General features: G+C 73.6%; 11 protein-coding genes. 4 read left to right on the top strand and 7 right to left on the bottom strand.

All coding sequences use genetic code 11. The annotated features are described in order from the left end of the window. Window positions 1-28: 28 nt before the first annotated feature. The 5 genes from C9F11_RS05535 to C9F11_RS05515 form a co-directional block, all read right to left on the bottom strand. Window positions 29-781 (bottom strand): class I SAM-dependent methyltransferase, encoded by a 753-nt coding sequence (locus C9F11_RS05535; protein WP_138958189.1) that lies wholly within the window; start codon window positions 779-781, stop codon window positions 29-31. Between the two features lie 170 nt (window positions 782-951). After that, complete coding sequence (locus C9F11_RS05530) at window positions 952-2,247, bottom strand: cation:proton antiporter (RefSeq protein ID WP_138958188.1); 1,296 nt, start codon at window positions 2,245-2,247, stop codon at window positions 952-954. Window positions 2,248-2,343: 96 nt separating this feature from the next. Next, window positions 2,344-3,675, bottom strand: a complete 1,332-nt coding sequence (locus C9F11_RS05525; protein WP_138966101.1) for a cytochrome P450 — start codon at window positions 3,673-3,675, stop codon at window positions 2,344-2,346. Window positions 3,676-3,758: 83 nt separating this feature from the next. Further along, window positions 3,759-4,865, bottom strand: a complete 1,107-nt coding sequence (locus tag C9F11_RS05520; protein ID WP_138958187.1) for an alpha-hydroxy acid oxidase — start codon at window positions 4,863-4,865, stop codon at window positions 3,759-3,761. Next, on the bottom strand, window positions 4,865-6,472 hold the full coding sequence (locus C9F11_RS05515) for an NAD(P)-binding domain-containing protein (protein ID WP_249401605.1): 1,608 nt from the start codon (window positions 6,470-6,472) through the stop codon (window positions 4,865-4,867). Before C9F11_RS05515 ends, C9F11_RS05520 begins: the two co-directional genes overlap by 1 nt. A gap of 277 nt (window positions 6,473-6,749) precedes the next feature. Between C9F11_RS05515 and C9F11_RS05510 the strand changes: the two genes are divergently transcribed. Beyond that, entirely contained in the window at window positions 6,750-8,327 is a 1,578-nt protein-coding gene (locus C9F11_RS05510) for a fatty acid--CoA ligase family protein (protein ID WP_138958186.1), read from the top strand. Here the strand turns inward: C9F11_RS05510 and C9F11_RS05505 are convergent. Then, window positions 8,320-9,342 (bottom strand): helix-turn-helix domain-containing protein, encoded by a 1,023-nt coding sequence (locus C9F11_RS05505; protein WP_138958185.1) that lies wholly within the window; start codon window positions 9,340-9,342, stop codon window positions 8,320-8,322. The genes C9F11_RS05510 and C9F11_RS05505 overlap by 8 nt on opposite strands. Window positions 9,343-9,521: 179 nt before the next feature. Here C9F11_RS05505 and C9F11_RS05500 point away from each other — a divergent pair, with 179 nt between their 5' ends. From C9F11_RS05500 to C9F11_RS05490, 3 genes are all read left to right on the top strand, one after another. Then, window positions 9,522-10,400, top strand: coding sequence for an NAD(P)-dependent oxidoreductase (locus tag C9F11_RS05500; RefSeq protein ID WP_138958184.1), 879 nt, complete (start codon window positions 9,522-9,524; stop codon window positions 10,398-10,400). A gap of 517 nt (window positions 10,401-10,917) precedes the next feature. Then, a complete protein-coding gene (locus C9F11_RS05495) occupies window positions 10,918-13,140 on the top strand; it encodes an MMPL family transporter (RefSeq protein ID WP_138958183.1) in 2,223 nt (740 codons plus the stop codon). 183 nt (window positions 13,141-13,323) lie between these two features. Continuing rightward, a complete protein-coding gene (locus tag C9F11_RS05490) occupies window positions 13,324-13,677 on the top strand; it encodes a hypothetical protein (RefSeq protein ID WP_138958182.1) in 354 nt (117 codons plus the stop codon). Window positions 13,678-13,703: 26 nt separating this feature from the next. Here the strand turns inward: C9F11_RS05490 and C9F11_RS47285 are convergent, their stop codons facing one another. Further along, a complete protein-coding gene (locus C9F11_RS47285; protein ID WP_171075647.1) occupies window positions 13,704-14,438 on the bottom strand; it encodes a class I SAM-dependent methyltransferase in 735 nt (244 codons plus the stop codon). Window positions 14,439-14,545: the final 107 nt, after the last annotated feature.

The raw sequence follows: 14,545 nt of genomic DNA, 5'->3' as shown, positions 1-14,545 counted from the left end.
CCCGCGCGGCCGGGCCGTGGGCGATCCGCTACGCGTCCCGGCGGAACAGGCCCGCCCACAGGAAGGGCTCGCCGAAGTGCGGCGACCCGGGCGGCTCGTCGCGCATCCGGCGCAACTCGACCTCCGTCAGGTCGGCGAAGATCCAGCGCAGCGACTCGGCCGAGTACGCGAGGCCGCCGTGCAGCCGCGCCTGGCGGTAGAAGTCGGTGTCGGACAGCTCCGAGCCCATGCCGCCCGCCGCGAAGCAGGTCAGCGCCAGATGGCCGCCGGGCGCGAGCACCCGGTCGAGCAGCGCGAGATAGCTGACGCGCCGGTGCGGCGGCAGATGGTGGAAGCAGCCCGAGTCGACGACCAGGTCGTACGGTCCGCGCAGGACGTCCGGGCCGAGCGCGAAGGCGTCGCCGTGGTGGAAGCGCACGTCGGCCCCGGCCTCGCGGGCCCGCTCCCCGGCCCAGGCGAGCGCGGCCGGTGACAGGTCGACGGCGTCCACCGTGAAGCCGCGCGCGGCCAGGTGGAGCGCGTTGCGCCCCGGGCCGCAACCGAGGTCGAGGGCGCGGCCGGGCTGGACGAGCCCGGAGTCGAGGTGCGCGGCCAGGTGGGCGTCGGGCTTGTCCACGAAGAACGGCACCGGCTTGGACCGGTCGGTGTAGAACCCGTCCCACCAGTCGGCCGCGCCCGCCGTCCAGCGGTCGGCCTCCGGCGCGAACAGGCCGTCCATGAGCTCCAGTACGTCCTCGACACTGCGGAGGTGCCGCTCGGTTGCGCGTGCGTCCCGGTCCATCCGATCCCCTTTCGCGATGTCCCTGGACAGTACCGTCGGGCGCTATGAAAGCCCAGGTCAGACGGCATGTGGCGAACGCGCGTACGGGCGTGTGCGGGGCGTGGGCGGACCGGGTGACCGGGGCTGCGCGGTTCGCCCCGTACACCCGGGGAGGCCCCCGCACAGGGCCGTCACGGGCCTGTTTCGGCCGCCTTCGGAGCCAGTTCCTGAAGAGGTTCGCGGGCGTCGGCCGCGGGGGGCCGTGCCGTGCGGTCGCGGCGGTCCCAGAGGCTCAGGACGGGGGTGGCCATCAGCGTCGTGACGAGCGCGACGACCACGAGCATGGAGAACATCCGCTGCGTCACGATGCCCGCGGAGAGCCCGACGTTGATGGCGATGAGCTGCATCAGGCCGCGCGCGTTCATCAGGGTGCCCACGCGCAGCGCGACACCTCGCTCCTCGCCGACGGCCCGCGCGGCCAGCCAGCACGCGCCGAACTTGCCCAGGACGGCGGCGGCCACGCACGCGGCCGTGACCAGCAGCAGCGCGGGCCCGGTGAGCAGTCCGAAGTCGGTGTTGAGGCCCGAGTACGTGAAGAACAGCGGCAGGAAGACGATCTGGCCCGCGGGCGCGATGGCGCCGACCGCGCGGTCCACCGCGGCACAGCGCGGGAAGACCACGCCGAGGCTGAACGCCCCGAAGACGGCGTACAGGCCGATCGTGTCCGTGTACCAGGCGGCGAGGAACAGCGTGAGGACGACGAGCAGCAGCGCCCGCTCGGGGGCGAGCCGCTCCAGGCGGCGCGCGATCGGCTCCCGGGCGCGCAACAGCAGCGCGAGCATCAGGAACAGGCCGAGCGTCCCGGCCACCGCCTTGGCGAACGGGCCCGCGCTGCCCTGCGACAGGCTCAGGACACCGGCGAGCAGCACCCACGCGACGGCGTCGTCGACGGCGCCCGCGGCCAGCGAGATGGAGCCGAACCTGGAACCCGTCAGGCCGCGTTCGGTGATGATCCGGGCCAGCATCGGGAACGCCGTGATGGCCAGGGCGACGCCCACGAACAGACAGGAGACCGGCACCGGGGCGTCGCCGGGCAGGACGTCGACGGAGCGGTGCACGGCCCACGCCAGACCGGAGCCGAGCGCGAGCGGCACGACCATGCCCGCGGCCGAGATCACCCCGGCCGCCCGGGCCACCGGCCGCAGCCGGTCGGCGCGCAGCTCGTACCCGGCCTGGAACATGAAGACGACCAGGCCGATCTGCCCGGCCACGAAGAGCACCGGGCGCAGCGCGTCGGGGAACAGCTCCTCCTCGACGCCGGGTGCGACAAGGCCGAGCAGGGACGGGCCGAGCAGCACCCCGGCGACCATCTCGCCGACGACGGGCGGCTGCCCCAGGCCGCGCAGCGCGAGCGCGGTGAGCCGGCAGGTCACGAGGATCACCACGACGGCGAGGAAGAAGGCGGGGCCGAGCTCGGTGGTGGACATGGTCCGCACCCTTCGCGTCGGGACGGCTGGGGACGGTGGGCCCGCCCGGGCCTGAAGCGGGCTCCGGGCGGGCTCCGAGTGGGTTTCGGCCGGGCCTCAGCCGGACAGGTGGGGACACCCGGGAGAGTCCGTGCCGGGGTGCGCGGCGAGCGGCCGCCCCTCGGTGTCGTGGCTCGCGAAGTACGTCGCGGCGAGCCGGTGGCGGCGGGCGTCGAGCACCATCCAGGTGCCGAGGACGAGCTGTGCCGGTGCCCGTCCCACGTCCTCGAAGCGGTCCCTGACCCGCAGGAACGCGCGGGCGCCGCGCGCCCACGGCCGGGGCAGCGGCCGCCCGCGCCGCACCAGGAGACAGGGCGCCCGGTGCGGGATGGACCGGGTGTGCGAGACCGCCGAGTCGAGCGCGTAGCGGCGCAGCACCTCGCGCGCGGCCGCGCGCATCACGACGGGGGCGAGCCGCCAGGCCGGGCACGGCCGGTTGGCGGCGACGCCGAAGGGGATGTGGTGGGCGTCCCTGGCCGTGCGCGTCTCCCAGCGGTGCGGCGCGAAGACCTCCGGGTCCGCGTACCCGGTGGCGTGGTAGGCGGGGTAGCTGAAGCAGAGCACCGATCCGGCGGGCAGCGTGGGGCCCGTGCCGAGCGTGATGTCGGCCGTGGTGATGCGGTGGGCGACGCCGAAGAGGGGATAGAGCCGGAACGTCTCGTCGATGACGTGGTCCAGATAGCGGTCGTCGTCCGGCGCGCGCGCCACGCGCTCCTGTACGTCGTGGTGTTCGGCGAGGGCGAGCAGCAGATGCGCCATCGCCTCGGAGAGCTGCACCACGGCCGTGTTGAAGAACGTGCCCTGGAGGTAGTACGCCCGCTCGCGCGTGGTCAGGGAGCGCGGCAGCGCGTGCGGCACGGCTCCGGCGGCGACGCGGCGCGCCAGATACCGGGTGAGGCGGTGCCTGCGCCGCATGTGGCGCGGGCGGGTGCACTTGAGCGCGCTCACCACGTCGTCGGCGTGATCGGTGATCAGGCGGCGCACCCCGGGCGGGCACGGCTCGTGGAAGACGCGCTCGTGGAAGAACTCCGCCCACACGGGCATCATCAGGTCGCGCAGCCGCACGAAGGTGGCCCGGCCCGGCCCCAGTTCGTCGAGGACGGCGGCGGTGCAGCGGGCCGCGGCGCGCGAGAGGTCCGCGGCGGGCCCGGCGAGGATCGCCAGGGTGGTGCGGGCCACCTCGTCGTAGCGCGGACCGGCCTCCAGGTGCTCCTGGTGGACGTCGGCGCCGGGCGCGAGCCAGTACCAGAACAGGTCGGACAGGGCGGCTCCCCGGCTGCGGCCGCCCGCCGCCGGATGCCCGTACAGCTCCTCGAACCGGTCGGGCCCCACCTGCTCGCCCGGGACCGGGACGCCCTCGCCGCCGCCGAGCCGCGCGAAGATCCGCATCCGCAGCGCGACGACCGCGGACGGCAGCCAGTACGGCGACGACAGCGCGGCGAGCCCGGCGGCGGCCGCCCAGGGCCGGAGCCTCACCGGCCCTGCCCCGCCCGCTCGTCGGGCCCCGCCGGCGGCCACGCCCTGGTGACGACCATGTCGGCGGTCAGGTCGGCAGGACCGCGCCCGCCGCACAGGGCGAGGACGTGGTCGAAGTCCGCGCGCAGCAGTTCGATGACGTCCCGCACACCAGCCTCGCCGTCCGCCGCGAGGCCCCACAGCACGGGTCTGCCCACCCCGACCGCCGTGGCGCCGAGCGCCAGCGCGGCCGCGACGTCGGCTCCGGAGCGGACCCCGCCGTCGAGCAGCACGGGCACGCGCCCCGCGACCGCCGCGGCGACCCGCGGCAGCGCGCGGACGGCTCCCGGTGCCGCGTCGAGCTGGCGGCCGCCGTGGTTGGACACCCAGACCGCGTCCGCGCCCTCGTCGACGGCGGTACGCGCGTCCGCTGGGTGCAGCACTCCCTTGAGGACCACGGGCAGGTGCGTGAGGTCGCGCAGCCTGCGCAGGTGCCGCCAGGTGAACTCCGGGGACATGGCGATGGGCAGGGTGCCGCCCGGCGGGGTGCCGGGCAGGTCGCGCAGGTTCTCGGGCGCGAGGTCCGGCGGCAGGTCGTGGAAGCCGTTGCGCTCGTCGCGGGTGCGGCGGCCGAAGACCGGGGTGTCCACGGTGACCACGAGGGCCGTGCAGCCCGCCTTCGCGGCGCGGCGCACGAGGGCGGTCGTGACGTCGTCGTCCGGGTGGAAGGAGACCTGGAACCACACGGCGGCGTCCGCGCGCACGGCCCGCGCCGCGGCCACCACGTCGGCGACGGCCACCGTGGCCGCCATGCTGGTCACCAGGACGGTCCCGGCCCGCGCGGCGGCGCGGGCGGTGGCGCGTTCGCCGTCGGGGTGGGCCAGGCGGTGGAAGGCGGTGGGGGAGACAACGACCGGCAGCGAGGCGCGGTCGCCGAGCAGCGCGACCCCGGTGTCCCGCCGGTCGTTGCCGCGCAGGACCCGGGGCAGCAGGGCCAGTTCGGCGAAGGCGCGCTCGTTGTCGGCGAGGGCGGTCTCGGCCCCGCAGCCCCCGGCGTAGTAGTCGTAGTGGACGCGGTCGAGCGCGGCGCGGGCGCGGTCGTGGAACTCTTCGATGCGGGACATCAGGCGCGGCCCGCGCTCTGCCGCGCGAGGTGTTCGCGCAGGAAGGCCAGGAGCGGGACGCGGTGGACCTCCTCGCTGTCCCACTCGTTCTCCAGGTTCTCGGTGAGGTGGTGCTCGGCGCGGAGCTCACCGGCGCGGAAGACGCGGACGACGGGGTGCAGATAGCGGCCGTCGAGTCCGGTGGTGTCGCGCTGCCCGACCCGTCCGGTCCCGATGTCGAACGGGTCGACGCGGTCGTGGTCGGCGCCGTATTCGAGGGTGACGGCGCAGTACTCCGTGACCTCGCCGAAGTGCCCCTGCGCGACCGCGCGGTGGAGGTGGTCGACCGGTACTTCCTCGCAGTGGAGCAGCCCGCCGTCGGCGCCGACGAGCAGCGCGTCGGCGAGGAAGCCGAACTGCTGCCACAGCGCGGAGGTGCGGTTGACGCGCGCGAGCACGGCGTCCGCGGCCGCCGCCGCGGTGGCCGGAAGCTCCCTGCCCGGCCAGGGGACGCCGTGGTAGCGGCGTTCCAGGATGCGGTGCAACGCCCGGACGCCGTAGCGGAATCCGTGGATGAATCCGCTGGTCGATTTCTTGAAGTCCCGTACCTGGGTGAGCGTGCCCGCGAAGAACAGGTCCGGCACGTCGACGGATTCCCACGCGTCGGTCTGCGCCGGAAACCGGTCGTTTACGGTAAGGCGCGGGCGGCATTCCGGGGCGAAGAGGGACGCGTCGAAGCGGAATCCGGTGGCGAGAATGACGCGGTCGTACGGTATCTCCTTGACCACTTCGTCGACCCGGGCGAAGCTCACCGCGGCCACATACGTGCCGTCGGGCTGCTTGCGCAGGGACAGGACACGGCCGTCGAGGAGCGCGTTCTGCGATTTGAGCTGGTAGGTGTCCAGGAAATTGTTGTTCACCGCCCGCAGATGTCCCACGAAGTGCGTCTGCCACGCCATGCGCAGCGATCCGGGCCCGGCGAGATGGATGACCGCGGCCGTCTCGATCAGGTTGTCCGCCGTCTCGAAGCCGGAATTGCCGCGCCCGATGATCAGCACCCGCTTGCCGGTGAAGTCCGCCGGGTCGACCGACACCTCGTCGTACCGCTCGGCGGTCTCGACGCCCTCGATGTCCCCGGGGACGTAGGGCCGGCTCACGCCGGTGGCCACGATGAGGCGCCGGGCGCGCAGGACGTCGCCGTCGGCGGTGCGGACGGTGAAGTCGCCGGTCCCCGCGGGCGGTCCCGGCCTGCTGATCTCGGTGACGCGGGTGGAGTACCGGACGTTCAGGCGGTGCGTCGCGGCGAAGTCGGCCAAGTAGCGGACCATGTCGTCGGCGGCCGGGAAGTAGCGCGGGGTGCACTCGGTGAACAGCGGTGCGCCCTCGTCCGAGAGGAGCGAGTTCCAGTCGGTGCGCAGGCGCAGCTCGGGGTCGTCCCAGCCGGTGTGCACCTTGTTGATCGAAATGAGTTTCCGGTGGCGCGGGAAACGCGTGAAGAACGTTCCCGGAGCCGTTCCGGACTCGACGATGAGATAGCTGTGGCCGGAGCGGTCAAGGAAATATCCGGCCTGGAGTCCCGCGGGTCCCGCGCCGACTATCAAGTAGTCAATCAAGCCACCGTGAGTCACGCCTTGCTCCCGTCTCCGGTGAGCGTCGCCGACGTCCCCGGTGAGAGGCTTCAACGAGCGGATACATCACGGTAGTTGACACTTCAAGTGGGCCGCCAGATCGCCTCGGTGTGGCGTGCGTCACAGAGAATGGGGGCTTGTGGGGAGAGGGCCGAGCGATACCGTGAGCCTGGCCGGTCGGCCCCCGGGCGAAAATCGGCCAGAGATCGTACGCCGCTTTCCTGTTCTGTACCCTCATTCCCGCTGCCGCTGTTTCATCCTCCGAAACGGATGCCCCGTGGAAAACGGACGCAAAGCGAGCAATTCGACGGAAGCCGCCTTCCCGCAGGCCCTGATCGACGCGTTCCGCCGCCATCCCGCCTCCGTGGCCTTCGAGCACCGCTCCCGTGCCGTCACGCGCGGTGAGGTGCTCGCGCTCGTCACCCGGTGCGCGGCCGGGCTGCGCGCGGCGGGGCTCGGCCCGGGGCGCGCCGTCGCCCTCGCCACGGAGGTCACCCCCGAGGGCTTCGCCGTGCAGATCGCGGCCCATCTGCTGGGCTGTCGGGTGACCGGTCTGCGACCGGGCCTGACGCCGGCCCAGCTCGCCCACGTCCTCGCCGCCGACGTCGACGTGGTCGTCACCGACGCCGCCCCGCCGCCGCCCGAACTGCTCCGCGCCGCCGGTGACCTGCCCGTCCTGCGGCTCGACAGCGACCTGCTCGCGGCGCATCCGCACGCCGGCCCGCTGCCCGGCGACGGCCTCGTGGCGCGCGGCCGCCCGGACGACGCCGCCCTGGTGCACCTCACCAGCGGCAGCACGGGCCGCCCCAAGGGCTGTGTCCTCGACTACCGCGCGCTCACCGCGTACTGGTCCTGGCAGGCCGCCCACGGGGACGAGCGGATCGCGCGCCTCGCGGCCGGATACCGGCGCTTCCTGCTGTTCGGCACCCTCACCAGCGCCGTCATGTTCGAGCACCTGGGCCTGTGCCTCCTCGGCGGCGGCACCGCCGTGATCCCCGCGCCCCCGCTGGAGTTCCCCCGGCTCGTCGAGCGCCTGCGGATCACCGCCCTGCTGATGACCGTGCCCCGGCTGCACCACGTGCTCGACGCGCTGCGCGCCGGGCCCGGCCGTGCCACCGACCTCAGCGGCCTGCGGGTCCTGATCGTGGCCGGTTCCCCGCTCGCCCCGCACACGCTCGCCGAGGCCGTGCGCCGCATCGGCCCCGCCGTGCACCAGGCGTACGGCCAGACCGAGACGGGCATGCTCACGCTCCTGACGCCGGACGACCTCGCGCACGGGCCCGAGGGGGCCGCCACCTCCGTCGGCCGCCCCTGGGCGCGCACCGAGCTGAGCGTGCGCGACGCCGAGGGCCTCCCGGTCCCGACCGGCGCCACCGGCGAGATCTGGGCGCGCACGCCCTGCGCCATGACCGGCTACTGGCGCGACGAGGCGGAGAGCGCCCAGGCGCTGCGCGACGGCTGGGTGCGCACCCGCGACGTGGGGCACCTGGACGCGCGGGGCTTCCTCCACCTCACGGGCCGCAGCCGCGACATCGTCATCGTCAACGCGGTCGTGCACTACTGCGGCGCCCTCGAACGGGCCGTCGCCGCCCACCCCGACGTCGACCGGGCCTACGTCGTGGCCGCTCCGGACCGGCGCACGGGCGAGGCCGCCCACGCCTTCGTCGTCGCGGCGCCGGGCCGCACGCCCGCCCTCGACGCCGTACGGGAGCACGTGGAGGCGGAACTCGGCGTCGCGGGGCTGCCGTCCACGCTCACCGTCCTCACCGACGTGCCCGTGGCGCCGAGCGGCAAGCCGGACAAGAGGGCGCTGCTCGCCCGGGTCCGCGCGAAGGCTCCGGGAGCGGTCACCTAGCCGGCGGCTCCGGCGCCCGGCCCGTCTGCGAGAACGCGCGGCGGTAGTCGCTGGGCGGCACCCCCACGTGCTTGAGGAAGTGGTGGCGCAGGTTGTTCGCCGTGCCGAGGCCGCTGAGTTCGCCGACCTTCTCGACCGGCAGGTCCGTCGCCTCCAGGAGGCTCTGCGCCCGCGCCAGGCGCTGGTTCAGGAGCCACTGGAGCGGCGTCGTGCCGGTGGCCGCCTGGAGCCGCCGGTAGAACGTGCGCGGGCTCATCGCCGCGCGGCGCGCCAAGTCGTCGACGGTCAGCGGCTCGTCGAGGCGCCCGCGCGCCCACTCCAGGACGGGGCTCAGGCTCGCGTCGTCGGCCGCGGGCACCGACAGGTCGATGAACTGCGCCTGCCCGCCCGGCCGGTGCGCGGGCACCACCATGCGCCGCGCGAGCTGGTTGGCGACGTGCGCGCCCAGGTCGCGGCGGACCAGGTGCAGGCACAGGTCGAGCCCCGCCGTCAGACCCGCGCTGGTGAGCACGTCCCCCTCGTCGACGTACAGGACCGAGTCGTCGACCTCGACCTTGGGGTAGCGCGCCGCCAGTTGGCCGGTGTGCTGCCAGTGCGCCGTGGCGCGGCGGCCGTCGAGCAGTCCCGCCTCGGCGAGCGCGAAGGCGCCGTTGCACAGCGACACCATCCGCGCGCCCGCCGCGTGGGCGCGGCGCAGCGCGTCGACCAGCCCGTCCGGCAGGGGCGCGCCCTCCTCGACGCAGGCGTCCGGCACCGAAGGCACGATCACGGTGTCCGCGCCGACCAGGTCGTCGAGGCCGTACGGCGTGCGCACCGAGACGCCGAAGGGGTGCGCGGCGGCGTCCCGCGCGCCGGAGCCGGTGTCGGTGCCGCACAGCATCAGGTCGTACCAGTGCTCGGAGAGGTCCGGCTGGGGCTTGCCGAACACCGTGCACGGGATGCTCAGTTCGTACAGGTCCCAGGAGGGGACCCCGATCTCCTCGGTCACGACCACCGCGACGGAACCAGCGCTCATGCGGCGAGCGTACGGCCGCTTCACGGGGTGGCAGGAATTTGGTGACCGACGTCACCGCTGTCACTGTCCCGCTCCCCGGCCCGCTGCGAGGGTTCTCGTACCGGATCACCACGGACGCCGCCGCGGGCGGTCGTCCGGACACGACCGCGTCCGGTGGACGCGCAAGGAGCAAGCACGCAATGAACGCTGAACGCCGCACCCCCGTCACCGTCATCGGCCTGGGCAACATGGGTGCCGCCCTCGCCGCCGCCCTCCTGGAGCGCGGCCACGAGACCACGGTGTGGAACCGCACGCCGGCGAAGGCGCAGGCGCTCGCCGCGCGCGGCGCCCGGGTCGCGGCGACCCCCACGGAGGCCGTGGCCGCGAGCGAGCTGGTGATCGCCTGCGTCCTCGACTACGACGCGCTGCACGCGGTCGTCGACCCGGCCGCGGCGACGCTCGCGGGCCGCACGCTCGTCAACCTCACCACCGGCTCGCCCGAGCAGGCCCGGGAGTTCGCCGCCTGGGCCGCCGAGCGCGGCGTCGCCTATCTGGACGGCGCGGTCATGACCACCCCGCCCGGCGTCGGCAGCCCCGAGATGATGTTCCTCTACAGCGGCCCGCGGACCGCCTTCGACGCCCACAGGCCCGTCCTCGAAGCGCTCGGCGACCCGCTGTTCCTCGGTGAGGACGCGGGCTTCGCCCCGCTGTACGACGTGGCGCTGCTCGGCCTGATGTGGGCGGCCTTCGGCGGCTGGCTGCACGGGACCGCGCTCGTGGGCGCCGACGGGGCGAAGGCGACGGAGTTCGCGCCGCTCGCGCTGCGCTGGCTCGGCGGTGCCGTGAGCGGCTTCATCACCCGGTACGCGGCCCAGGTGGAAGAGGGCAGTTACCCGGGCGACGACGCCACCGTCGACGTGCAGATCACGGCGATCGACCACCTCGTCCACGCCGCGGCCGACCGCGGCGTCGACAGCGCCCTGCCCGAACTCCTGAAGGCCTTCATGGAGCGGACGCACGCCGCGGGGCACGGCGGGGACAGCTTCGCCAGCGTCATCGAGGTCCTGCGCACGGCCTGACGCGCGCCCCGGGGCCGACCCTTAGGGGGCCCCGAGGGCGGCGGGCGGCCCCGCCGCGGGCCGCCCGCCACCCCCTTGGAACACGCCAGCGCGCCGCGTCGTTGGAGGAGGCGGGGTCGTGTCGCTGCGGCGCACGTCATGCGGCGGTGACCGGGCGCCCCCGGCGCGTCGGCGCAGGTGTCGCTCGATGCCTCTGGTGTCCGAAACGACACCTGTCGAAAAGGTCGGGTATTCCGCCTGAATGTCCGATACCGAGAGCGGGTTGTTGACCAAGAGACGCAGGTCACACCCCTGGTACATGAGATCTACATGTAGTCGGCGCGTCTCCTACCCGAGGATGAGTCGGCCGACTTCCGACTACGACGGACGTGGGCGCGGACTCCGGCCCGCAGTCTGACTTCCGCGCGCTTCGGTGCCGTCACGATGGAGTGGATCCTGCCGACCCACCCTGTCGTGCGGCGCACCGCCGCGGACGGGTCGGTCCTGCCTGCCAATCCCGACGGGAGTCTCGTTCGCCGTGGCTACGTTCCTCTACAAACTGGGCCGTCTCGCCTTCAGACGGCGCTGGTGGATGGCGCTCATATGGGTGCTGCTCTTCATCGGCGCGGGCGTCGCAGCGTCCTCGGCTCCCAAGGCTCCTGCCGACGTCTTCTCCATGCCCGGCACGGAGTCGCAGAAGGCCTTCGACCTGCTCGACGAGAAGTTCCCCGAGACGAGCGCCGACGGCGCCACGGCCCGTGTGGTGCTCCGCGCCCCCAAGGGCGAGAAGATCACCGACGCCGCGAACAAGGCGAAGGTCAACAAGGCCGTCGACCGGCTGAGCAAGGGCGCGCAGGTCTCGAAGGTCGACGACCCGTTCAAGACGGGCGCGGTCAGCAAGGACTCGACCACCGTCTACGCGACCGTGTCGTACAAGGTCCCCGGACCCGAGCTGACCGACAAGGTCAAGGACAAGCTCACCGACACGCTCAAGGACACCCGCAAGGACGGCCTGACCGTCGAGGCGGGCGGTGACGCGGTCCCGACCGAGCAGGAGCTGGGCGGCAGCGCCGAGCTCATCGGCATCGGCATCTCCGCGGTGGTGCTGCTCATCACCTTCGGCTCGCTGATCGCCGCGGGCATGCCCATCCTGACCGCGCTCATCGGCGTCGGCATCGGCATCTCCGGCATCACCGCGCTGGCCAGCACGCTGGAGCTGTCCAGCACCACCTCGACGCTCGCCACGATGATCGGCCTCGCGGTCGGCATCGACTACGCCCTGTTCATCGTCTCGCGCTACCGCGCCGAGCGGGCGGAGGGCCGCACTCCCGAGGACGCCGCGGGACGCGCCGTCGGCACCGCGGGCTCCGCGGTGGTGTTCGCGGGCCTCACCGTCATCGTCGCCCTCTCCGGCCTCGCCGTGGTGAACATCCCGCTGCTCACCAAGATGGGCCTCGCCGCGGCCGGCACGGTCGTGATCGCGGTCCTGATCGCGCTGACCCTCATCCCGGCGCTGCTCGGCATCGCGCCCCGCAGGACGCTGCGCCGCAAGGACCGCAAGAAGCCCGTCGGCGTGCCCTTCACCGACCCCCACGCCAAGCCGAAGCTCGGCACGCGCTGGGCCCGGTTCGTGCTGCGCCGCCCGCTGATCGTCCTGCTCGTCGCCATCGCCGGTCTCGGCGCGGTGGCCGCCCCGGCCGCCAACCTGCAGCTCGGCCTGCCCGACGAGGGCACGTACGCGCCGGACACCACGCAGCGCAAGGCGTACGACATGCTGTCGGACTCCTTCGGCAAGGGCTTCAACGGCCCGCTGACGATCGTCGTCGACAAGGACAAGGGCGCCGGTGCCGCGGCGAAGGACGTCGGCGAGGAGCTCAAGAAGGTCAAGGGCATCGTGTCCGTCAGCCCGGCGTCGCCGAACAAGGCGGACGACCTGGCGATCCTGTCCGCGACGCCGAAGTCCGGCCCGAGTGACCACGACACCGAGACGCTGGTCAAGAAGATCCGCTCCGACATCGGCACGATCGAGTCCAAGACCGGCGCCGAGGTCCTGATCACCGGCCAGACGGCCTCGGTCATCGACTTCTCGCAGACCCTCGACGACGCGCTGATCCCGTATCTGGCCCTGGTCGTCGGCCTGGCCTTCCTGCTCCTGATGCTGGTGTTCCGCTCGATCCTGGTTCCGCTGAAGGCGGCGCTCGGCTTCCTGCTCTCGGTGCTCGCGGCGCTCGGCGCGGTCGTGGCGGTCTTCCAGGAGGGCCACCTCGCGAACGTGTTCGGCGTCGACCAGCCCGGCCCGATCATGAGCATGATGCCGATCTTCATGATCGGTGTGGTGTTCGGTCTGGCGATGGACTACGAGGTGTTCCTCGTGACGCGCATGCGTGAGGCGTACGTCCACGGATCGCGTCCGGGCGAGGCCATCGTGACCGGCTTCACCCACGGCGGGCGCGTCGTCGCCGCGGCCGCGGTCATCATGATCAGCGTCTTCTCCGGCTTCATCCTGGAGGACGACGACATCATCAAGACCATGGGCTTCGGCCTCGCCGCCGCCGTCCTGTTCGACGCCTTCGTCGTCCGCATGGCGATCGTCCCGGCGGTGCTCGCCCTGCTCGGCAAGTCCGCCTGGTGGCTGCCGGGCTGGCTGAACAAGATCCTGCCGAACGTCGACGTGGAGGGCGAGAAGCTCTACAAGCAGCTCGGCGACAACGGCGGCGCCCCCTACTCCGACCCGGAGCGGGAGCTGCAGCCGACGCGCTGACGCCCCACGCGCTGTCCGCGCGGACAGCACCCGCAGTGCACGGCCCGGTGGCCCGGTGACCTCGACGGTCACCGGGCCACCGGCGTTTCACCGGCCGCGCCGCCCGACCGGCGCGCCCGGGTTGCCGGGCCGCGCGGGCCGTTGTCCGCTGGAATGCCGGGGGAGCGACGACGAGGAGTGCCCATGCCGCCCGAGCCCGAACCGGTCACCGAGACCTTCGCCTTCACCTGCGGAGACTGCGGGGAGACCTGGGAGTCCACCTTCCGGGTCATGTTCTTCCCCGACCCCGCCGCCTCCGCGGGCCCCCCGGGGCCGGCCGCTCAGGAGTACGTCGACGAGGACGGAAACGCCCTGCGCTCGCCCCTGGCGGCGGCGGTGTGCCCCAAGTGCGGCGGGCGGACCGTGCACGTGATGGCGCCCGGGTTCGCCGACCGGGCCCACGCGGCCGAACACCCGCCGCGCCCGCACCACGAGCACTCCCTGCACCTGCCGCACCGGCACCGCGCGGCCGGGCCGCCGCCCGACGGCGGGGGCTGAGCCGCCCGCGCCCGGCGGGCCGTGCCTCAGGCCTTGCGCGCGTCCAGGACCGCCGCGTGCGGCGTCGTGAGGTAGCGGGCCCAGAAGTCGTCCGAGGGGCCGGGCTCGGCGGCCTCGGACACCTGGTGCGCGCGCCACTCGGGCGCGCCGAAGCCCGCGTCGCGCAGCGCGCCCTCCAGGGACGCGGCGGTCCAGTAGCGGGCGGTGAACCGCGCGCTGTGCTCGCCCACGGTGAACCCGAAGTCCACCGGGGCGCCGTCCTCGCGGGCGCTGACGTCCAGGCGGAAGCCGTAGCGGGCGTAGTGCTCCGGGTCCGGGTGGACGTCCGGGTGGATGGGCAGCGTCAGGAAGCGCCCGCCGGGCCGCAGCGCCGCCGCCACCGCCCGGCACATCGCGACGAGCCCGTCGTACGTCTCGGCGTGCGGCAGCACGTACACGCCGAGCACGGTGTCGAAGGCGCCGTGCAGCCGCTCCGGGAGCTCCCCCGCGACGTACTCGACGCCGAGGGGCTCGTCCTCCTCCCGGCGGCGGCAGTGCTCGACCATGCCCTCGGACGCGTCGAGACCGACGGTCCGCCGGGCGCCGCGGCGCGCGAGCAACCGGGTGTAGACCCCGCTGCCGCAGCCGAAGTCGAGTATGTCCTGGCTCCCGATGTCGCCGAGGTGACCGAGCACGGTGGGGAACTCCAGGCCCTGCCTGAAGGCCATGCCCGAGGACTCCTCGTAGACCTGCCCGAGCTCGTCGAACTGACTGCCTGTCACGTCTTCGCCTCTCTGCGTCTGCTGACAGCGTGCGGCGGGCGCGGGGCCGAGGGCCGTGCCTCCGCCGCACATCCCCCGCGCAGAAGCCTTAGCACAGGCCGCACGGC

This window comes from Streptomyces sp. YIM 121038 (genome assembly GCF_006088715.1).
Classification (GTDB): Bacteria; Actinomycetota; Actinomycetes; order Streptomycetales; family Streptomycetaceae; genus Streptomyces.
The sequence above is the reverse complement of the archived record's forward strand: the minus strand, read 5'-3'. Positions and strand labels throughout refer to the sequence as shown.